This window comes from Pseudomonas sp. TE36184, from assembly GCF_054060055.1.
Genome location: NZ_JBSSCU010000001.1, coordinates 1,100,323 through 1,120,755 on the forward strand (window position 1 = coordinate 1,100,323; position 20,433 = coordinate 1,120,755).

Sequence of the window (20,433 nt, forward strand, 5' to 3'; positions counted from 1 at the left end):
AGTGGTAATCCTTCGTACCCAAGCCCCTTGACCGATTCCATTTTCGAACCGTGGCTTTATTGCACCTTGTTGCCGATTGCCTCCGCTTGGCTGGCGGCTGCGCGGATCATTTCCCTGACTTTCGCCGTCAAGAGATCAAACGTGAACGGCTTGGTAATCAACTGCATCCCAGGGTCCAGAAAACCACCGCGCACCGCCGCGTGTTCGGCATAGCCGGTGATAAATAGGACCTTGAGTTCCGGCCGAATCTGCCGGCCGATTTCCGCCAGTTGCCGGCCGTTCATGCCCGGCAGCCCGACATCGCTGATCATCAGGTCAATGCGCTGGTCGGACTCGATGATCGGCAGTGCTGTGTTGGCATCGCTGGCCTCGACAAAGGCATAGCCCAGTTCCTTGAGCACCGCGCTGACCAGCACCCGTACCGCCGGGTCGTCCTCGACGATCAACACTGTTTCACCGGCATTGGCAAAGGGCAGCCGCGCGGGGTTCGCCGCTTCGGCCACGACCATTTTACCGACGAAACGCGGCAGGAACAGGCTGACGGTAGTGCCTTTTCCGACTTCGCTGTGGATCGTCACATGGCCACCGGATTGCCGTGCAAAGCCGTAAATCATCGACAGGCCGAGGCCGGTGCCCTGGCCGATCGGTTTGGTGGTGAAGAAAGGATCGAAGACGCGCCCCATTAAACTTTCCGGGATACCGCAGCCGCTGTCGCTGACGCTCAATTCAACGTAGTCACCGGGTTGCAATGTGCCGTAGGCGGCGGTGAACACGCTGTCGAGATGGCGGTTGCTGGTTTCCACGGTGAGGTTGCCGCCGTTCGGCATGGCATCGCGTGCGTTGATCACCAGGTTGAGCAGCGCGCTTTCCAACTGGTTGGGGTCGGCTTCGGCGGTCCAGAGCGGGTCGCTGAGGCGCATGTCCAGCGCAATGCTTTCATTGATGCTGCGTTGCAACAGTTCGCCCATGGAGGTCACCAGTTGGTTGATCTCGACGGGTTTTGAATCCAGCGACTGCCGCCGGGAGAACGCGAGCAGGCGGTGGGTAAGGCCGGCGGCCCGGTTGGCGGAGGTGACGCCCAGGTCGATCAGGCTGTCCAGGTCGTCCAGCTTGCCGCGGGAGACGCGCCTGCGCAGTAACTCCAGGCTGCCGATGATGCCGGTGAGCATGTTGTTGAAGTCATGGGCGATGCCGCCGGTCAACTGGCCGACGGCCTCCATCTTCTGCGATTGACGCAGTGCTTCTTCATTGCTGCGCAGCTGCGCCGTGCGTTCTTCTACTTGCTGCTCGAGCGTCTCCAGCGTGCGTTGCAAGCGCAGTTCGCTTTCGCTCAGGTCGATCAGCCGGTCGCGCGCATCGTATTGTCGGCGGCGTCCGCGCAGTGCCGCCGTAACCAGGCTGATCAACGTCACAGGATGGAAAGGCCGCTCGAGGAAGGTGACATTGCCCAATAACCCGCTCAGGTGCGAGGAACCGTTCTGCTCGGCGCCGCCGTGATGGGTCATCAATACGATGGGCAAGTCCGACCACGCAGGCTGTTGGTGCAAATACTCGAGCAGCGGCTCCAGGTCGACGCCGCGCAAGGCTTCGGCAGCAATAATCAGCAGGCCGGCCCCTTCTTCCAGTGCGTTGCACAAGGCCGTCAGGCCCGTGGCGATCACGCCGTTGTACCCGGCCTCGTTGAGCATCATCAGCGCCAACGCGCCGTCGCGGCCCATCGGCGCAAGTACGATGGCGCGCTCGGAGACGGGGGATAGGCTCGTCACTGACCCTCATCCTTGAGCAGAGGAGAGCCGGCGCCCATGTACGTGGGGATACCGCGCAGTACGCCCTGGAAATTATCGAGCGGCTCGCCGACAGTCATGCCCTGGCTGCTGATGCGGTACTCGCGAATGGTCGATTCATGGGCACCGGTGCGTTTCTTGATGATTGAAATGGCGCGGCGCACCTTGCCCAGCGCTTCGAAATAGCGCAGCAGAATGACCGTGTCGGCGAGGTAGGTAATGTCGACGGGCGCCTGCATGTCACCGACCAGGCCGTGCTGGGCGACGGTCATGAACGTGGCGGCGCCGCGGCGGTTGAGATACAGCAGCAGTTCGTGCATGTGCAGGATCAGCGCATTTTCTTCCGGCATGGCGGCCTGATAGCCGTTGATGCTGTCGATCACCACAGTCTTGATCCCGCGCTCATCCACGCAGCGCCGCACGCGGTGCGAGAACTCGCCGGGGGTCAACTCGGCCGCGTCGACTTGTTCGATTAGCAGGTTGCCGGTGGCTTGCAGCGCGGCGAGGTCGATGCCCATGTTTTTCATGCGCTCGAAGAGCAGGCCCAGTTCCTCATCGAAGATGAACAGCGCGGCTTTTTCGCCCCGCGCCACGGCGGCGGCGGCAAACACCATCGAGATCAGCGACTTGCCGGTGCCGGCGGGGCCGAGGATCAGGCTGCTGGAGCCAGTCTCGACTCCGCCGCCCATCAAGGCATCCATTTCGCGAATGCCGCTGCTCAGGGTCTCGCGCACATAGCCGCCGCGATGCTCGGCCGCCACCAGCCGCGGGAACACATGCACGCCATCGCCCATGATGGTGAAATCGTGGAAGCCGCCGCGGTACTTTTGGCCGCGGTACTTCACGACCCGCACGCGACGGCGTTCGGCGCCGTAATTGGGCGTCAGTTCTTCCAGGCGAATCACCCCGTGGGCGACGCTGTGTACGGTTTTGTCGAGGGATTCGGTGGTCAGGTCGTCGAGCAGCAACACCGTGGCGTCGTAACGCACGAAATAGTGCTTGATCGCCAGGATCTGTCGTCGATAACGCAGGGAACTTTGCGCCAGCAGGCGGATTTCGGAGAGGCTGTCGACCACCACGCGGGTCGGCTTGACCCGTTCCACCACTTCAAAGATCTGCCGCGTGGCCTCGCCCAGTTCCAGGTCGGAAGAGTACAACAGGCTTTGCTGCTGTTCGGCATTGAGCAGGCTTTCCGGCGGGGTCAGCTCGAAAATATGGATATTGTCATCCAGATCCCAGCCGTGGGATTTTGCGCCCTGGCGCAATTCACGTTCGGTTTCGGACAAGGTGATATAGAGCGAGCGTTCACCATTTTCTGCCCCTGCCTTCAGGAAGTGCAGGGCGACGGTGGTTTTGCCGGTCCCTGGTTCGCCTTCGAGCAGAAACAGATGGCTGCGGGACAAACCGCCGCAAAGAATGTCATCAAGACCTTCGATACCGGTGGCCGCCTTTTCGGATAACAGCGCGTTGGACATAGACAAGAAGTGCCCTCAGGTCACATACGAGTAAGGGGTGCGCGCTCGTTCGAGCGCGCTATACCTTCTTGACCCTGGCGTATGAGCGGGGTTCCACCTTTTCGTCTTTTGCGCGCAATGTCAGCGCCTGGGCGGCGACGCGGCGCGCCTACAGGCCCTGTTGCAGCGCCGGATCATCCGGGTTTTGTTGCTCCAACTGCGCCAGCAGCACCTGAACGTTCTGCAATTGACCGCTTTCTTTCCAGTAGCTGACCAGCAGCACCCGCGCCTTGCGATTGGCCGGGTGGCGCTGGATGATTTCTTCCAACTGGCGCTGGGCGGCTTCGAGTTCTTCCTGAGCGTGCAGGGTGGTGGCCAGGTCGTAACGGTAATCCTGATTGCTCGGTTCCAGTTCCACTGCCTTGGACAGGCCGAGCAAGGCGTAAGCACGCTCGCCATGGTGCAGCAACCACATGCCCAGGGCGTGTTGCAGGTACGCGGATTCGGGGTGCGCCGCGAGCTGGCGGGCCAGCAGTTGGCGGGACTCGTCGGTCTTGCCTTGTTTATCCAGCAGTTCGATTTGCGCAACCACGGCTTGCAGGTTGTCCGGCTGCAGGCGCATCGCTTGCTCCAGGGCGTTCTGCGCCTCCGGCAACAGCGCGCTGTGGATGTACAGGCGCGCCAGTTGGAGCCAACCTTCGGCGGTTTCAGGTTGCGCCTTGAGCTTCTTCACGAACTCATCGAGTACCTGCTGCAAGGGCCCGAAATACAGGCCGAGGGTGTCGGGCGAGAGGCCGAGCAATGCGTTGGCGGCGGCAAAGCGCACGTCTTGTTGCGGATCGTCGAGCAACGGCCCGAGCAGCAGCGTGCGCTGGCCCGTGGGCACCAGGCCGACGATGCTGTGAATCGCCGCTTCACGCACCTGCGGCGAGTCATCGCCCAGGTCCTTGTCGGCGAGCTTCAGTGCCTGGGGGCTGGGGTAATTGGGCAGCTCGGCGTGCAAGGCCACACGACGCTCGTCGGACAAGTCCGGCCTGGCCAGTTGCTGGTACAGCACGCGGGCGGCGCCCGGTTCGCCGTTGCGCGCCTGTTTCAAGGCTTTCGCGTAGCCATGGGCAATGGCGGGCGGCACGGCCACCGGGGTGGAACGGGAGAAATACCAGGTGATCAGCACAATCAACAACAGGGCGCACAGGCCGATGATGGAGTAACGGCGTGACTTTGACATGCAGGCGTCCGAGAGCTTAGGCAGCTAGGGCAAAGCTCTCAGCTTCGGTCAGACCACGGCGAGTGTCAAACCTGTATCAGGTCAGCACGTATTCCACCGGCTGCAGGGCAGGCGGCAAGGCCGTTTCGCCGAGGGCCGCCAGGATCTCGCGCTCCAGGGTCCGCACGATCGCGTTGCAGGGCAGATCGTTCTCATCGAAGCCGAAGGGGTCCTCCAGGTCGTCGCCGATTTCGTCGAGGCCAAAGAAGGTGTAGCTGACGATTGCGGTGAACACCGGTGTCAGCCAGCCCAGCGGTTCGGCCATGGCAAACGGCAACAGAATGCAGAACAGGTAAATGGTGCGGTGCAGCAGCAGGGTGTAGGGGAAGGGCAGCGGTGTGCTTTTGATCCGCTCGCACGCTGCCTGCACCTGGGTCAGGCTGACCAGTCGGGTTTCCAGCTGGGTGTAGCGCCATTCACTGATCACGCCCCGTTCGGCCAGCCCGGAAAACCGCGCGCCGAGCTGTTGCAGCACCTGGTCCGGGAGGTTGGGGTGGCCTGCTTCGACGTCGATCCAGGGCTTCACCGCTCGCGCCTCATCTTCCAGGCGCAGGCGCGCGATCAATCCATGGGCAAAGCCGCACAGGCCGCGCAGCAGGCCGGCCCGCTCCAGCGGGTCGCTGAATACCTGGGTTTCACGGATCAGTGAGCGCACTTCGATGGTCATCTGCCCGAGTTGCTTGCGGCCTTCCCACCAGCGGTCGTAGCAAGCGTTGTTGCGAAAACTCATGAAGATCGACAGCGACAGCCCGAGCAAGGTGAACGGCGTGGCATTGACCTTGGAGAAATAGGCCGGGTGCAGGGTTTCCACCAGCACGATGACCGAGGCCAGCAACGTGACCAGCAGGCTGCGCAGGGCGATGCGCTTGGCGATCGAGCCCTTGAGCGAAAACAGAATGCCCAGCAGGTTGGGTTTGGGGCGAACGATCATCGGGAGGGGCTTCTTCGGTGGCGCAGGCCATCAGGTTAGAAGCTGGCGGCCGGCGCGTCCAATCGCTTGGGCCGACCGCTTGATCGGCGGGGTCTATGATCAAGCGGCATTGGCCAAACCAGTCAGGCATGTTGGTGGCTTTGACCATTGCTGCTGCAGCGCTCTAGAGCGACTATTTCCGCGGCTCTCGTCCGAAAAAACGTCCTGAAAATAAAAATACTGAAGGATTTGAAGCGATGCGTGACTATTTGGCTGCCACTACCGAGTTCGATTACCAACATACCGTCGACAGCACCTTGGCCGGTAACCTGCAAGGCCTCAATGCCTGCGTGGAATGCTGCGACCGACATGCGTTACCAGGGCGCATTGCGCTGTTCTGGGAAGGCAAGGATGGGCGCAGTGCCACATCCACCTTCAGCGACTTGCAAGACCAGGCTGCACGCTTCGCCAATTTCCTGTTGGCCCAGGGCGTCAAACGCGGCGACAAGGTGGCCGGCCTGTTGCCACGCACCGCCGAATTACTGGTGGTGGTCCTTGCGACCTGGCGCATCGGCGCCGTCTACCAACCGTTGTTCACCGCCTTCGGCCCCAAGGCCATTGAGCATCGCCTGAACAGTTCCGGCGCGGCCGTGGTGGTCACCGATGCGGTGAACCGGCCCAAGCTCGCGCAAGTGGAGGGCTGCCCGACGATCGTCACGGTCACTGGCGCCAAGGGCGAAGGCCTGGTACGCGGTGATTTCAGCTTCTGGGCCGAGCTGGCCACCTATTCCAACCACTGCGAGCCGGTGCTGCTGGGCGCTGACGACCCGTTCCTGCTGATGTTCACCTCGGGCACCACCGGCCCGTCGAAAGCTCTGTCGGTGCCGCTCAAGGCCATTGTTGCGTTCCAGAGCTACACCCGCGACGCGGTGGACCTGCGCCCCGAAGACGCATTCTGGAACGTTGCCGACCCGGGCTGGGCCTATGGCATCTATTTCGGCGTGACCGGACCGTTGTCCATGGGCCACCCGATTACTTTCTACGATGGCCCGTTCACCCTCGAAAGCACCTGCCGGGTGATCAATAAATACGGGATCACCAACCTGACCGGCTCGCCGACCGCGTATCGCCTGTTGATTGCCGGCGGCGAGCAATTCGCCCGCTCGATCAAGGGCAAGCTGCGTATTGTCAGCAGCGCCGGCGAGCCGCTGAACCCGGAAGTGATCCGCTGGTTTGCCGACAACCTGGGGGTGACCATCCATGACCATTACGGCCAGACCGAGTTGGGTATGGTGCTGTGCAATCACCACGGCCTGGAACACCCGGTGCATGTCGGTTCGGCGGGTTTTGCCTCGCCGGGGCATCGCATCGTGGTGCTGGACGACGATCACCAGGAATTGCCCGCCGGCCAGCCGGGGATTCTCGCCGTCGACCGCGAGCAATCGCCGATGTGTTGGTTCGCCGGCTATGACGGCGTGCGGACCAAGGCGTTTGTCGGCAAGTACTACCTCAGCGGCGACACCGTCGAACTGAACCCTGACGGCAGCATCAGCTTCGTCGGGCGCAGTGACGATGTGATCACCACTTCCGGCTACCGCGTCGGCCCGTTCGATGTGGAAAGCGCGCTGGTCGAACACCCGGCGGTGGTGGAAGCGGCGGTCGTCGGCAAGCCCGACGCGGAACGCACCGAGCTGGTGAAAGCCTTCGTGGTGATCAACGAACAGTTCCGCGCCACCCCCGAGTTGGCCGAGGAATTGCGCCTGCATGTACGCCAGCGCCTGGCCGCGCATGCCTACCCGCGGGAAATCGAATTTGTCAGCGACTTGCCCAAGACCCCGAGCGGCAAGCTGCAGCGCTTCATTTTGCGTAATCAGGAAATCGCCAAGGCGCAAGCCGTGTTGGCCTGATCCACTTTTCAAGGAAACAACGATGCAGATTGCAAACAAGGTTTTTCTGGTCAGCGGCGGCGCGTCGGGCCTCGGCGCAGCCACCGCTGACATGCTGGTCGCCGCCGGCGCCAAGGTGATGCTGGTGGACCTGAACGCCGATGCCGTCGCGGCCAAGGCCAAACAACTGGGCGACAACGCCCGCAGCGCGGTGGCGGACATCAGCCAGGAAGCCGCTGCCGAAGCCGCCGTGCAGGCCACGGTTGCGGCCTTTGGGGGCTTGCACGGGCTGGTGAACTGCGCCGGTGTGGTACGTGGCGAGAAGATCCTCGGCAAGAACGGCCCCCATGGGCTGGCCAGCTTTGCCCAGGTGATCAACGTCAACCTGATCGGCAGCTTCAACCTGCTGCGCCTGGCCGCTGCGGCCATCGCAGAAACCCAGGCGGACGCCGACGGTGAACGCGGCGTGATCATCAATACCGCGTCGGTGGCGGCGTTTGACGGGCAGATCGGCCAGGCGGCGTATGCTGCGTCCAAAGGTGCGATCGCCAGCCTGACCCTGCCCGCCGCGCGTGAATTGGCACGCTTCGGCATTCGGGTGATGACCATCGCCCCCGGCATTTTCGAAACCCCGATGATGGCCGGCATGACCCCGGAAGTCCGCGATTCCCTGGCCGCTGGCGTGCCGTTCCCGCCACGCCTGGGCAAACCGAGCGAATACGCCGCGTTGGTTCGACACATCATTGAAAACAGCATGCTCAATGGCGAGGTGATCCGTCTCGACGGCGCCTTGCGCATGGCAGCCAAGTAAGAGAGGAAGCGTCATGAGTGATCCCATCGTAATTGTCAGCGCCGCACGCACCCCCATGGGCGGGTTCCAGGGCGATCTCAAAGGCCTGACCGCGCCGCAACTGGGCTCCGCGGCGATTCGCGCCGCCGTCGAGCGTGCCGGCATCGCCAGCGATGCCGTGGATGAAGTGCTGTTCGGCTGTGTACTGCCGGCCGGCCTCGGCCAGGCCCCGGCACGCCAGGCCGCGCTTGGCGCCGGGCTGGACAAGGCCACCCGCTGCACCACCCTCAACAAAATGTGCGGCTCGGGCATGGAGGCGACGATGCTTGCCCATGACTCGCTGCTGGCCGGCAGCGTTGATGTGGTGATTGCCGGCGGCATGGAAAGCATGTCCAACGCGCCGTACCTGCTGGACCGCGCACGCAGTGGCTACCGCATGGGCCACGGCCGCGTGCTCGACCATATGTTCCTCGACGGCCTGGAAGACGCCTACGACAAAGGCCGCCTGATGGGCACCTTTGCCGAAGACTGCGCACAACATAACGGCTTTACCCGCGAGGCCCAGGATGCGTTTGCCATTGCATCCCTGAGCCGCGCACAAGCCGCGATCAGCAATGGCAGCTTCGCGGCCGAGATCGTCCCGGTGCAGGTCACAGTGGGCAAGGAGCAAAAAACCATCCTGCATGATGAGCAACCGCCCAAAGCCAAGCCGGAGAAGATCGCCAGCCTGAAACCGGCGTTCCGTGAAGGGGGCACAGTGACTGCGGCCAACTCCAGCTCGATTTCCGACGGTGCGGCGGCTTTGCTCCTGATGCGTCAGTCCGAGGCGCACAAGCGCGGGCTGCAACCCTTGGCGGTGATCCGTGGGCATGCGGCGTTTGCCGATGAGCCGGGCCTGTTTCCGGAGGCGCCGGTGGGGGCGATCCGCAAGTTGATGAGCAAGACCGGCTGGAACCTGGGCGACGTGGACCTGTTCGAAATCAACGAAGCCTTTGCCGTGGTCAGCCTGGTCACCATGAGCAAGCTGGAGATCCCCCACGACAAGGTCAACATTCATGGCGGCGCCTGTGCCCTGGGCCACCCGATCGGCGCCTCAGGCGCGCGGATTCTGGTGACGCTGCTGTCGGCCCTGCGCCAGAAAGGCCTCAAGCGTGGCGTCGCCGCCATCTGCATCGGCGGCGGTGAAGCCACGGCCATGGCGGTCGAATGCCTGTATTAAGGATTGAACATGCTGCCCAATGACGAACAACTGCAAATCAGCGACGCGGCCCGACAATTCGCCCAGGAACGCCTGAAACCGTTCGCGGCCGAATGGGACCGCGAGCACCGCTTTCCCAAGGAGGCCATCGGCGAAATGGCCGAACTGGGCTTCTTCGGCATGCTGGTGCCGGAACAGTGGGGCGGTTGCGACACCGGCTACCTGGCCTACGCCATGGCCCTGGAAGAAATCGCCGCCGGCGACGGGGCCTGCTCGACCATCATGAGCGTACACAACTCGGTGGGCTGCGTGCCGATCCTCACGTTCGGCAACGATCAGCAGAAAGAGCAGTTCCTCAAGCCCCTGGCCAGCGGCGCGATGCTCGGCGCCTTCGCGTTGACCGAGCCGCAGGCCGGTTCCGATGCCAGCAGCCTGAAAACCCGTGCGCGCCGCGAAGGCGACCACTATGTGTTGAACGGCTGCAAACAATTCATCACCTCCGGGCAAAACGCCGGCATCGTGATTGTGTTTGCCGTCACCGACCCGGCGGCGGGCAAGCGCGGCATCAGCGCGTTTATCGTGCCGACGGATTCGCCGGGCTACACGGTGGCGCGGGTCGAGGACAAGCTGGGCCAGCATGCGTCGGACACTTGCCAGATCCTGTTCGAAGACGTCAAGGTGCCGCTCGCCAATCGTCTGGGGGAGGAGGGCGAAGGCTACCGCATCGCCCTGGCCAACCTCGAAGGCGGGCGTGTCGGCATTGCCTCGCAATCGGTGGGCATGGCCCGCGCCGCCTTTGAAGCGGCGCGCGACTATGCCCGCGAGCGCGAAAGTTTTGGCAAACCCTTGATCGAACACCAGGCCGTGGCCTTCCGCCTGGCGGACATGGCCACGCAAATCGCCGTCGCGCGGCAAATGGTGCATTACGCCGCCGCCCTGCGTGACAGCGGCAAACCGGCGCTGGTCGAGGCGTCCATGGCCAAGCTGTTCGCCTCGGAAATGGCCGAGAAAGTCTGCTCCGCCGCCTTGCAAACCTTGGGCGGTTACGGTTACCTGAGCGACTTCCCCTTGGAGCGGATCTACCGCGATGTGCGGGTCTGCCAGATTTACGAAGGCACCAGCGATATTCAGCGCATGGTCATCTCACGCAATCTTTAAGGAGCCATTACATGAGTTACGAAACTATTTTGCTCGACGTGCAGGGCCGTGTCGGGTTGATCACCCTCAACCGCCCGCAAGCCCTGAACGCGTTGAACGCACAACTGATCAACGAGTTGAATCAGGCGCTGGACACCCTGGAACGCAACCCTGAAATCGGCTGCATCGTGCTGACCGGCTCGAAAAAAGCCTTCGCCGCTGGCGCCGACATCAAGGAAATGGCCGAGCTGACCTACCCGCGGATCTATATCGACGACCTGTTCAGCGAAGCCGATCGCGTGGCCAACCGTCGCAAGCCGATCATCGCGGCCGTCAACGGCTTCGCCCTGGGCGGCGGCTGTGAGCTGGCGCTGATGTGCGACTTCATTCTGGCGGGCGACGGCGCCAAGTTCGGCCAGCCGGAAATCAACCTCGGCGTGCTGCCGGGCATGGGCGGCACCCAGCGCCTGACCCGCGCCGTGGGCAAGGCCAAAGCCATGGAAATGTGCCTGACCGGGCGCTTTATCGATGCGGTGGAAGCCGAGCGTTGTGGGGTCGTGGCGCGTATTGTCCCGGCCGATGAACTGCTCGAAGAGGCGCTGAAAGTCGCCACGCTGATTGCCGGCAAGTCGGTGCCGATCAGCATGATGGTCAAGGAAAGCGTGAACCGGGCGTTTGAAGTGAGCCTGTCGGAAGGCGTGCGCTTTGAGCGTCGAGTATTCCATGCGGCGTTTGCGACGCAGGATCAGAAGGAAGGCATGGCGGCATTTGTGGCCAAGCGTGCGCCTGAATTCAAAGACCAGTAAGCAGCTTATAAACGCCACAAACCCCCTGTGGGACGCTCCCACAGGGGGTTTGTGGTGTGTCAGTCAGAGCTGGTAGTTCTTCAGCTCCCGTGCAATCACCATCCGCTGAATCTCGCTGGTGCCCTCGTAGATCTGCGTGATCCGCGCATCGCGGTAGTAGCGCTCCACCGGATAATCCTCCAGATACCCATACCCGCCATGAATCTGCATCGCCGAGGAGCAGACCTTTTCGGCCATTTCCGAGGCGAACAGCTTGGCCTGGGACGCTTCCGACAGGCACGGCTTGCCCGCACTGCGCAGGCGTGCGGCGTGCAGGATCAGCAAGCGTGCGGCATTGAGCCGGGTTTGCATGTCGGCCAGCAGGTTGGCCACGCTCTGGTGCTCGATGATGGCCTTGTCGAACTGCACGCGGTCGCGGGCATACGCCAGCGCCGCTTCAAACGCAGCACGGGCGATGCCCAGGGCTTGAGCGGCAATGCCGATGCGCCCGCCTTCCAGGTTGGACAGCGCAATCGCCAGGCCTTTGCCACGCTCACCCAGCAGGTTGGCCTCAGGCACGCTGCATTGGTTGAGGGTGACGGCACAGGTGTCCGAGGCGCGGATGCCCATTTTGTGTTCGGTACGGTCGACCACGAACCCCGGCGTGTCGGTCGGCACCAGGAAGGCAGAAATGCCGCGCTTGCCCAGTTCCGGATCGGTCACCGCAAACACAATCGCCAACTTGGCGCGCTTGCCGTTGCTGACAAACTGCTTGGCGCCATTGATCACCCACTGGCCGTCGCGCAGTTCGGCACGGGTACGCAGGTTGTGGGCTTCGGAGCCGGCCTGCGGTTCGGTCAGGCAGAAGCAGCCGATGGCCTGGCCGCTGGCGAGGTCGGCCAGCCAGGTTTGTTTCTGTTCAGGTGTGCCGTAGTTGAGGATTGGCCCGCAACCCACTGAATTATGGATACTCATCAGGGCGCCTGTGGCACCGTCGCCGGCGGAAATCTCTTCCACAGCCAAGGCATATGCTACGTAATCGACATAGGTGCCGCCCCATTCTTCCGGCACCACCATGCCCAGCAGGCCCAGTTCGCCCATCTTCGCCACCAGGGCATCATCGATCCAGCCGGCTTTTTCCCAGGCCTGGGCGTGAGGGGCGATTTCGCCACGGGCAAAGTCGCGCGCCATGTCGCGAATCATGATCTGTTCTTCAGTATATTCAATATCTTGCATGGCTTATCTCGCAACCTGCGTGAAGTTGTGGAAGAAGCTTTCCACGTGGCTCGGGTCCAGTCCATGGAGCGTCGACGGGTTCCAGCGCGGGCTCTTGTCCTTGTCGATGATCAGGGCGCGGACGCCTTCAATCAGGTCGCCACGCTCGAACCACTGGCGATCCAGATGCAGTTCCAGGGCGAAACACTGCTCCAGCCGCAAACGGCGCCCGCGCCGCAGCATTTCCAGGGTCACGGCCATGGCCAGCGGCGAACGGGTTTGCATCAGGTTGGCCGTGGTCAGCGCCCATTCATGGCTGTTGGCGACGGTTACTTGCTGCAGTTGTTCGACAATGCTCGGCACGTCCGGCAAGGCAAAGAAATGATCGATAGCGGGGCGCAAGGCGGCGAGCGGGGCGTCCGGCAGTTGTTGCACGGCCAGCTTGGCCAACACGCCTTGCAGGTCCTTGAGAGGGGAGTCTTGCCATTGCAGTTGATCGAGTTTCTGGTCGAGGTCGGCCAGCTTGGTGCTGTCCAGGTACCAGTCCGCCAGCCCGCAGTACAACGCATCGGCCGCGCGAATCTGCACGCCGGTAACGCCCAGATAAATGCCCAGTTCGCCAGGAATGCGCGGCAGGAAGTAGCTGCCGCCGACGTCGGGGAAGTAACCGATCGCCACTTCCGGCATCGCCAGGCGGCTGCGTTCGGTGACCACGCGCAGATCCGCGCCTTGCACCAGGCCCATGCCGCCGCCGAGGACAAAACCGTCCATCAGGGCCAGTATCGGTTTGCGGTAATGGTGGATGGACAGGTCGAGGGCGTATTCCTCGACGAAGAAATCCTGGTGCAGGCTGTCGCCGTTCTTGAAGCTGTCGTAAAGCGAGCGAATATCGCCGCCGGCGCAGAAGGCTTTTTCACCGGCTCCGCGTAGGACCACGGCGTACACCTGGGGATCGTCTGCCCAGGCCTGTAACTGTTCGGTCAGGCTGCGAACCATGTTCAGGGTGATGGCGTTCAAGCCGGCGGGGCGATTGAGGGTAAGGTGGCCAATATGGTTGCGAACGTCGGCCAGAACCTCTTGCTGAAGCCTGTCGGCGTGGCTTGCCTCGGATGAAACCTGAGCAGTCATCTGTAACTCCCTGCTTTTATTGTTCTTTATCAATATGTTCGGGGACGAACGCTCCCGCGATCGTACCAGTGCAAATTTGCCCAGTACAACCCGGAATCATGCAGGTCGTTTTTGCATTTATGCAGAACCGGCGATCAGGCCGCCGAAGGATGAAAATAGCCGGCCAGAGCCTCGGCGCAGAGCAGCACGGCCCGCCTGGCCGCAGGCTCGGCAGCGGGGTGGTTGATAAACCCGTGGCGCATGCCTGGGTACTCTTTGTGCCGCACCGGCACCCCGGCGGTTTTCAAGCGTCGCGCGAAGGCGCGCCCTTCATCGCGCAGCGGATCGCAGCCGGCGGTGATGATCAAGGCCGCAGGCAAGCCCTGCAGGCACGGATCGCGGGCGGGTGAAAGCCAAGGATGCGCCCGCGGCGTATCGGCGGGTACGTAGTGGCTCACGTACCACTCCAGCAATTCGGCCGTCAGCCCGAAGCCTGTGGCGAAGTCATGTCGGGAACGATTGCGCGCCAGGCAGTCGAGAAGCGGGTAGAGCAGTAATTGAAAACCGATGTGCGCCTCGCCCAGGTCCCTGGCCATTTGGCCGATCACCGCGGCAAGCCCGCCGCCCGAGCCACCGCCCGCCACGGCGATGCGCCGAGTGTCCAAGCCCAGGCTGGCACCGTGGCGGGCGATCCAGACCGTGGCGGCATAACAGCTTTTTACCGCGGCGGGGAAGCGTTGTTCCGGTGGCCTCGGGTAGTCCACCGCCACCACGGCGCAGCCGGCCCACTCCGCCATCACCCGGCAAAAGCTGTCGTGGGTATCGAGGTCGCCTGTAACCCAGCCCCCACCGTGGAAATACATCAGCACCGCGGCCGGCGCAGGACGGGCCGGCCGGTACAGCCTCACGGCCACCGGCTGCCCCGGTGTGGCCAGGGTCAGGTCGCTGACATCCATCACCACCGCATCACGCACTTCCCGGCGTGCCTGCTCGGGGCTCATGGCCTGGCCTCCGGTGCCTGTGCCTGGGCTTCGATTTCCACCAGGTAGTCCGGGGTTATCAGCGCCTTGACGCCCAACAACATGGTGGTCGGTTCGCAGCCCTCGAAAAACTCCTTATGCGCTTGGGCGATTTGCGGCCACCACTTCACGTTGGTGGTGTACATGCGTGTGGCAATCACTCGGGTGCGATCGGTGCCCAGCCGTTTAAGCGCCGCTTCGATGATTTCCAGGCAGCGACGGGTCTGTAAGTACACATCGTCGCTGGCGTAGGGGTTGCCCTGGTCGTCGAAGGCTACCGTGCCACTGGTGACGATGGTTTCACCGACGCGCAAGGCACGGCAGTAACCGCCATTTTTCTCCCAGGGGGCGGCGGAAAAGCAGCGCTGGATCGATGCGCCCTTTGGAATCGGTTCAAGTTCGACGTGGAGGGTCTTCAAGCCGCGGAACTGCAGGTTACTGGTACGCCACACCGGCGGCTTTTTCTCCTGCAGGCGCAGGTTCGGGAAGCGCTTGAGCAGGCTGCTGAACACCACCTCGGCCTCCAGCCGGAACAGCGCCGGGCCCAGACAGAAATGCACGCCACGGCCAAAGGCCAGGTGGTCGTTTTTCGCGCGTTGAATGTTGAAGCGGTCCGGGTCGGCGAAGTGCTCCGGGTCGCGGTTGGCAGCGGCACGTATCAGGTACACCAGATCGCCTTTGCGCAGGGTCTGGCCTCTGAGCTCGATATCTTGCGTCACGACGCGATGGCTGAACTGCCCCGACGGATCAATGCGCAGCATTTCTTCGATCGCGGGTTTCATCAACGAACCATCGGCCAGCAGTGCGTTCAACTGGGCAGGGTTGGTCAACAAGTACCACAGGCCGATGCCCAGCATATCGGCGCTGGTGGTGTAGCCAGCCACCAGAACAAAGGCCACCTGGGCCAGCAGATCATCTGTGCTCGTGTCGGGGCCGGCGGCGGCGATGACACGGCTGACCAAGTCGTCACGCGGGGCCTGTCGGCGTCGCTCGATCAGGTTGCCGAAGTAGGCGTACATCTCCTCCAGGCCTTGCGCGGCGGCGCCGGGAGTATTCGCCGGGTCAAGGTTGCCGACCAGAAACATCAGGATCACATCGGTCCAGCGCCGCAGCTTGAGCGCATCTTTTTTGGGGATGCCGTAGAGCATCGCCAGCACTCTGGCCGGCACCTGATTGAACAGGCGGCTCATCAGTTCGGCGGAAGGGCCCACTGTGGCGAGGAGTTCATCGGTAACCGCCTGGATGTCTGCCCGCAGCGCTTCAATCGAGCGCGGCGTGAATGCGCGGCCGAGCAGATGGCGGCTGGCCTCATGGACTTTGCCATCCTGGGCGTACATCCAGCGCGATGCTTTTTCAATAAAGGGCTCGTACATCGCGCGTTTTTCGGGTGGCAGTTGCGCGTTTACCAACTGACGTATCCGATCCGAGGAGTAGCGCGCGGCGTCGCTTTGCGCTTTGAAGACGTCATCGAAGCGAGTCAGCATCCACGCCTTGTGCTGGGAACTCCAATACACGGGATGATGGGTGCGTAGAAACGCGTAGGCCGGGTAGGGATCGCGAACCGTGTCGGGGTCGCGGAAGTCGGGTTTGCCTTGAGGGTTCATGGTTATTGATCCTCATACAATGCGCGGGTGAACTGCTGGATGTAGTCGGCTTTCGCGATAGGCGCGTCGACCAGTTCGTCAGGCGGCTTCAGCCAGTCGCCGAGCCAGGCAATGCGCGCAATGCTGGCGCACGGTTCGTCATCGTGAGCGAGCCCCCAGCGGTGCAAATAGGCGACAAACACTGCGATCAAGTCGCGCAGCAGGCCCGGTTCGAGCGGCTGGCCTTCGAGCGCCTGAATGATCAGATCGAGGGCGCGGGCGTAAGTCAGCCCCACCGCTTGCGGGTGGGAAAAATCACCGGCGTCTCGGCACTGCCGGACAATGCTCCGCTCGATTGCCTGGCCCGGGTTACAGGGCGCGACCCGGTCAAATCGCGGACGGGACAGCGCATCCTTGATCACTTGGTAGGCCATCACGCTGTTGTCCCCGGCGAATGTCGGGCTGATCTCGAAGTCCATGCGCAGGGTGACGATCTGGTTGTAGTGGTGAAACCCTTGTGAACCACACAACTCACGGCACTGGGCGATCACTTCCAGGCCCATCCAGGTGCCGATGCATTTGCTTAATGCCGCGAGAATGTGCAGGTCTTTGCGCCGTTCGGTCTGCGGCCATTGCGCTTCGAAGCGTTCGAGGATGGCTTGCTCAAGATACTTGAGGGCCAATGCCTTGAGCTGGACGTTGTACAGCCGCTGGCGAAACAGCGGGTTGCCCAGCAGCGGGCCGGCCTGTGTCAGGCGGTGGCGGGCGAATTGATAGGCCAGGTGCGCGCTCAATCCCGCACCAAGGCGCGAGGCGGCCATCAACAGCAGGCGCTCCTGAAGGAATGTCTCCAGTGCATTGATAAAGCGTTCGTTTTTGGGCAGGTCGCTGACGAACTGGCCGTTGCGGGTAAACCTGGCGTGGCGTTGCAACAAGGCGTCGGTGTCCAGCTGCATCTGGCAAAAGCGCAAACCGCCGACCTGATTGGCGTGAATGCCGCCCTTGGGGTCGCAAGCCATGACCTTGACACCCGGGCGCAACGGGCCGTTCTCCGCGTCGCGAATCACCACGCGAAACCAGTGGTGCCCCTGGTCTTCGCCATTGACCTGCAATCGCGCGAGTACCATCGCCACCTGGGCGGCATACAAACTGTTGCCGATCCAGTATTTACAGGCGCCGGCGCACGGTGAGTCGAGCACCAGGCAGTGCCGGGCAGGATCGTAGGTAACGGTTGTCTTGAGGTTACGCACGTCGGTGCCGCTGGCGATTTCAGTGCAGCCAAAGGCATACACAGCGCGCATCTGAATGACTTCATCGCGGTAGCGCGCCACTTGCTCCGGGCTGCCCTGGGTCAGTAAGGCGTTGGCGGCAATCATGTGGTCGACCAGCGAGGAATACAGTGCGTAATCGTAGGCGCCGATCACGCCGATCTGTTCGCACAGCGCCCTGAAATGTGATTCGTCCGGTTGGCCGAGCCACATGTCATTGTTGATCACTCCGGCATTGAAAATGGCGTGCATACGCCTGATGGTCAGGTCCATGTAGGCCCTGAGGGGGAGGTGGTGACGTTCTCGAGCAGCAAATAACGGGGTGCGAAGCAGGTGTTGCAGACATTCGTTCATGCCGTAACCCTCAGCCAGACTCTGCGTGTCTTCGCTACTGGGTTACGGCGTTCCAGACCTCAAGTGAACCACTGACATAGTTAGAACTTTAGCCGCCGTGTACTGCGTCGCAACTCTGTGGACACGCCACTCGTCGTGCGCCATGCACGGGCTCAATTGACACGGCTTGCCAGCACCTCACCGATACTGCGGCGGCGCGCGTGGGTTTCTGCGGCGTGGATCAACTGTTCCAGTTCATTGGGTTCCACATCGTAGAACTGTTCCATCTCGGCCAATGCCAGCTTCAGGTCGGCGGCGGTAATCGCCGGATCGCGTGCGGCCCTGGCATCCTTAAAGATCGCTGTCGGCGACTCGCTGGCACCTTTGGGGTAGCGCGTGCGGGTGGCATTGTTGTAGGCCAGTGCACAGGTCAATAACGCTCCGGCGCCGAGCATCACCACCGGCAGTTCCTGCCAGCCGAGCGCCGCCGAGGCCGGATCGGCCAGTACCAGCGTCATCGCCAGGCCTCCCGCGGGCGGGTGCAGGCAGCGCAGCCAGCAGATCAGGATCACGGTCATGCCCGCTGCCAGGCAGGCGCTGCCCAAGGTGCGCCCCAGGACCCGCGCGACCAACAGCGCGACCACGGCCGCACACAGGTAGCTGCCGATGATCGACCACGGCTGGGCCAGGGCGCCGGATGAAACGGCAAACAGCAGCACGGCCGACGCGCCCAGTGGGCCAAGCAGGTGCAGGGCGACCTCCATGCCAAACACTTGGGCGCAGACCCATACGCTGAGCAGAGTGCCCAAGGCCATGCCGATCGCGGCACGGCTCCATTCGGCAGGGCGGGTATTGATGGCGGCGGGTAACCAGCGAGCGAGCATCGACAACTTCCATAAACAGCGGGCAAAAAAAAGGCTTGTCTGGTTTCCCGGAAAAGCCCTTGAAAGTTCCTGCATTTGGGGGAGGAACCTGCGTAGTGTGCCGAGCGCGATGCAAGGTCGCCAATGCATATTAATGCAGGTTAAATACAAAAATAATGGACTCAACTGGCCGGCTGCCGCCGGCGCAGTCAAGGTTGGAGGGGCTTGTCCAAGTGCAGCAGCACGTAGGGATTCTTGTCGAATGTGCCGGTGAGCGTCGGTGTGATCGAGCGCAATCGCGGGTCTTGCAACGCTTCGAAGTCGTCCTGGCTCATGACCAGCCACGCCGGGCCTTGCAACGTCGCCAGGTCGGCGGGCTGCTGTGTGAATAACGGCACTCGGTCGCAATCGAGGTTGACGATGAACTTGATGGCTTTGGCATCTTTGCCCAGCGCATGCAGCACGACGGGCGCCGGTTGCTGGTGGACCTGGGCCTGGACTTGCAGACTGAAGGTACGCGTGTCATAGAGGCTACGCTCCAGTGGCTCGACCACCCAAATATAGGTGGTCCATACTGCCAGCACCGCGGTCAGCGCCGGCGCCAGCATGCGCAGGCGTGCCTGGAACACCCCCACCAACGCCAGCACTTGAAGCACGCCAAGCACGCCCAACACCCAGCCGATGTGCGCCAACTGCTCCGGGTAACGCGGGCGCGCCATCCAGAGCCCGGCGATCAGCAACGCAGGTAACACGGTCCACAGGCTCAGCATCAAACCGCGCAGCCAGCCGAACAACCGGCCGTGGGCGACTTGAAACGGATACGCCGCAATAATGGCCGCCATCGGCAGCATCGGCAGCACGTAACGCGCTTTCTTCGCCTGGGGCACCGACAAGCCGAGCATCACCAGCAAGCCGGCCGCGGCGCAGTACAGCACCAACTGCAACGCTGGATCAGGTGCGCGTCGGCCGCCCAGCGCTATCGCCAGCAGCACCAGCAACGCCAGCGGGTAAGCCAGCGCGTAATTGCCCAGGGAACTGCTGAAGTAATACAACGCACCGCTGGAGCCTTCACTGCCATCCATCCGCCCGAGGAACTGCATGCGGATCACGTCCTGCATGAACGCTTCGCCGCCACTGAGCTTGGCCAGCAGCAACAGCAGGCCGACGCACGCCCCCAGCAGTGCCAGGGCCAACAGGCCGAAGCTGAACAGTTGGCGCCATTGACGGTTGATCAGGAAGTAGCTGCACAGCACGCCTGTGGGAATCACCAGGCCAATCGGCCCACGGATCGCAAAGCCCACGATCAACAGCAGGTACAGCCAATGCAAGCGCTTGGCGGCGCCGAAGTGATCATGTGCATAACCCAGGTAGAACACCGTCAGGGCCACGGCCGCGAGCATCTGGTCCAGCGACACAGCGCGGGTTTCGCTGATAAACGTGCTGCTGAGCAACAGCAGCGCAACACTCAGCAGGCCCCAACGCTGGGAGTAGGGCGCCGTCAGGCGATACACCAGCATGACGATCAGCGCCGAAGCGATGGACGTCGGCAACCAGGCCGTGAAGCTGTTGACCTGGCCCAGGGGCAAGGACAGCAGCCACGTCATCAGCGTCGAGGTCGCCAGGTAATCGGCATACGGTTGCCCGTAGGTCGTGGGGAAGAAGCTCGGCCCATGGCGCAGCATCTCCTGGGCGAATACCACGAAGCGCGAGTCAAACCCGATGATTGCCTGGTGCCAGTTACCGGCGATGAATAACAGCAACGTCAGCAGCGCCAACCCCAGCGACTGGCGCCGGATCGCTGCGTTCATCAGTTGGGGCATTTGATCGTTCACTT

Annotated in this window: 16 protein-coding genes; 5 read left to right on the forward strand and 11 right to left on the reverse strand. The window is 62.6% G+C overall.

Annotation, left to right across the window (positions count from 1 at the left end):
- Nucleotides 1-56 precede the first annotated feature (56 nt).
- The 4 genes from ACVWZP_RS04960 to ACVWZP_RS04975 form a co-directional block, all read right to left on the reverse strand.
- Nucleotides 57-1,766, reverse strand: coding sequence for an ATP-binding protein (locus ACVWZP_RS04960; RefSeq protein WP_046383507.1), 1,710 nt, complete (start codon nt 1,764-1,766; stop codon nt 57-59).
- On the reverse strand, nt 1,763-3,265 hold the full coding sequence (locus tag ACVWZP_RS04965; RefSeq protein WP_126588402.1) for an ATPase domain-containing protein: 1,503 nt from the start codon (nt 3,263-3,265) through the stop codon (nt 1,763-1,765). The genes ACVWZP_RS04960 and ACVWZP_RS04965 overlap by 4 nt, the downstream gene beginning before the upstream one ends.
- A 142-nt stretch (nt 3,266-3,407) precedes the next feature.
- Nucleotides 3,408-4,466: a tetratricopeptide repeat protein gene (locus ACVWZP_RS04970; protein ID WP_457369451.1), complete on the reverse strand. Its 1,059-nt coding sequence runs from the start codon at nt 4,464-4,466 to the stop codon at nt 3,408-3,410.
- Nucleotides 4,467-4,542: 76 nt separating this feature from the next.
- Nucleotides 4,543-5,436, reverse strand: coding sequence for a bestrophin family protein (locus tag ACVWZP_RS04975; protein ID WP_126588401.1), 894 nt, complete (start codon nt 5,434-5,436; stop codon nt 4,543-4,545).
- Nucleotides 5,437-5,672: 236 nt separating this feature from the next.
- On the opposite strand from ACVWZP_RS04975, the gene ACVWZP_RS04980 reads away from it, so the two are divergent.
- From ACVWZP_RS04980 to ACVWZP_RS05000, 5 genes are read left to right on the forward strand one after another with little or no spacing between them, the layout of a single operon-like run.
- A complete protein-coding gene (locus ACVWZP_RS04980; protein ID WP_457369452.1) occupies nt 5,673-7,322 on the forward strand; it encodes an AMP-binding protein in 1,650 nt (549 codons plus the stop codon).
- A gap of 22 nt (nt 7,323-7,344) precedes the next feature.
- On the forward strand, nt 7,345-8,112 hold the full coding sequence (locus ACVWZP_RS04985) for an SDR family NAD(P)-dependent oxidoreductase (protein WP_017846263.1): 768 nt from the start codon (nt 7,345-7,347) through the stop codon (nt 8,110-8,112).
- A 13-nt stretch (nt 8,113-8,125) separates the two neighbouring features.
- Nucleotides 8,126-9,310, forward strand: a complete 1,185-nt coding sequence (locus ACVWZP_RS04990; RefSeq protein ID WP_169865389.1) for an acetyl-CoA C-acyltransferase — start codon at nt 8,126-8,128, stop codon at nt 9,308-9,310.
- Between the two features lie 9 nt (nt 9,311-9,319).
- Nucleotides 9,320-10,447 (forward strand): acyl-CoA dehydrogenase, encoded by a 1,128-nt coding sequence (locus ACVWZP_RS04995; protein WP_017846261.1) that lies wholly within the window; start codon nt 9,320-9,322, stop codon nt 10,445-10,447.
- 11 nt (nt 10,448-10,458) lie between these two features.
- Nucleotides 10,459-11,232: an enoyl-CoA hydratase gene (locus ACVWZP_RS05000; protein ID WP_017846260.1), complete on the forward strand. Its 774-nt coding sequence runs from the start codon at nt 10,459-10,461 to the stop codon at nt 11,230-11,232.
- A 63-nt stretch (nt 11,233-11,295) separates the two neighbouring features.
- Here the strand turns inward: ACVWZP_RS05000 and ACVWZP_RS05005 are convergent, their stop codons facing one another.
- The 7 genes from ACVWZP_RS05005 to ACVWZP_RS05035 all read right to left on the reverse strand — a co-directional run bounded on the left by ACVWZP_RS05005 (nt 11,296) and on the right by ACVWZP_RS05035 (nt 20,419).
- Nucleotides 11,296-12,447: an acyl-CoA dehydrogenase family protein gene (locus ACVWZP_RS05005; RefSeq protein WP_057004145.1), complete on the reverse strand. Its 1,152-nt coding sequence runs from the start codon at nt 12,445-12,447 to the stop codon at nt 11,296-11,298.
- A gap of 3 nt (nt 12,448-12,450) precedes the next feature.
- On the reverse strand, nt 12,451-13,554 hold the full coding sequence (locus ACVWZP_RS05010; protein WP_046383501.1) for an enoyl-CoA hydratase/isomerase family protein: 1,104 nt from the start codon (nt 13,552-13,554) through the stop codon (nt 12,451-12,453).
- Nucleotides 13,555-13,688: 134 nt separating this feature from the next.
- Entirely contained in the window at nt 13,689-14,534 is an 846-nt protein-coding gene (locus ACVWZP_RS05015) for an alpha/beta hydrolase (protein WP_017846257.1), read from the reverse strand.
- Entirely contained in the window at nt 14,531-16,156 is a 1,626-nt protein-coding gene (locus ACVWZP_RS05020) for a cytochrome P450 (RefSeq protein ID WP_301556180.1), read from the reverse strand. Before ACVWZP_RS05020 ends, ACVWZP_RS05015 begins: the two co-directional genes overlap by 4 nt.
- A 2-nt stretch (nt 16,157-16,158) precedes the next feature.
- Nucleotides 16,159-17,676: an acyl-CoA dehydrogenase family protein gene (locus ACVWZP_RS05025; RefSeq protein WP_046383499.1), complete on the reverse strand. Its 1,518-nt coding sequence runs from the start codon at nt 17,674-17,676 to the stop codon at nt 16,159-16,161.
- 233 nt (nt 17,677-17,909) lie between these two features.
- Nucleotides 17,910-18,620, reverse strand: a complete 711-nt coding sequence (locus ACVWZP_RS05030) for an HPP family protein (protein ID WP_017846254.1) — start codon at nt 18,618-18,620, stop codon at nt 17,910-17,912.
- 188 nt (nt 18,621-18,808) lie between these two features.
- Entirely contained in the window at nt 18,809-20,419 is a 1,611-nt protein-coding gene (locus ACVWZP_RS05035) for an ArnT family glycosyltransferase (RefSeq protein WP_457370385.1), read from the reverse strand.
- Nucleotides 20,420-20,433: the final 14 nt, after the last annotated feature.

Coding starts and splice junctions, on each gene's coding strand:
- ACVWZP_RS04970 (WP_457369451.1), bottom strand. CDS start 4,466: ATGTCAAAGTCACGCCGTTACTCCATCATCGGCCTGTGCGCCCTGTTG.
- ACVWZP_RS04975 (WP_126588401.1), bottom strand. CDS start 5,436: ATGATCGTTCGCCCCAAACCCAACCTGCTGGGCATTCTGTTTTCGCTC.
- ACVWZP_RS04980 (WP_457369452.1), top strand. CDS start 5,673: ATGCGTGACTATTTGGCTGCCACTACCGAGTTCGATTACCAACATACC.
- ACVWZP_RS04985 (WP_017846263.1), top strand. CDS start 7,345: ATGCAGATTGCAAACAAGGTTTTTCTGGTCAGCGGCGGCGCGTCGGGC.
- ACVWZP_RS04990 (WP_169865389.1), top strand. CDS start 8,126: ATGAGTGATCCCATCGTAATTGTCAGCGCCGCACGCACCCCCATGGGC.
- ACVWZP_RS04995 (WP_017846261.1), top strand. CDS start 9,320: ATGCTGCCCAATGACGAACAACTGCAAATCAGCGACGCGGCCCGACAA.
- ACVWZP_RS05000 (WP_017846260.1), top strand. CDS start 10,459: ATGAGTTACGAAACTATTTTGCTCGACGTGCAGGGCCGTGTCGGGTTG.
- ACVWZP_RS05005 (WP_057004145.1), bottom strand. CDS start 12,447: ATGCAAGATATTGAATATACTGAAGAACAGATCATGATTCGCGACATG.
- ACVWZP_RS05010 (WP_046383501.1), bottom strand. CDS start 13,554: ATGACTGCTCAGGTTTCATCCGAGGCAAGCCACGCCGACAGGCTTCAG.
- ACVWZP_RS05015 (WP_017846257.1), bottom strand. CDS start 14,534: ATGAGCCCCGAGCAGGCACGCCGGGAAGTGCGTGATGCGGTGGTGATG.
- ACVWZP_RS05020 (WP_301556180.1), bottom strand. CDS start 16,156: ATGAACCCTCAAGGCAAACCCGACTTCCGCGACCCCGACACGGTTCGC.
- ACVWZP_RS05025 (WP_046383499.1), bottom strand. CDS start 17,676: ATGGACCTGACCATCAGGCGTATGCACGCCATTTTCAATGCCGGAGTG.
- ACVWZP_RS05030 (WP_017846254.1), bottom strand. CDS start 18,620: ATGCTCGCTCGCTGGTTACCCGCCGCCATCAATACCCGCCCTGCCGAA.
- ACVWZP_RS05035 (WP_457370385.1), bottom strand. CDS start 20,419: ATGCCCCAACTGATGAACGCAGCGATCCGGCGCCAGTCGCTGGGGTTG.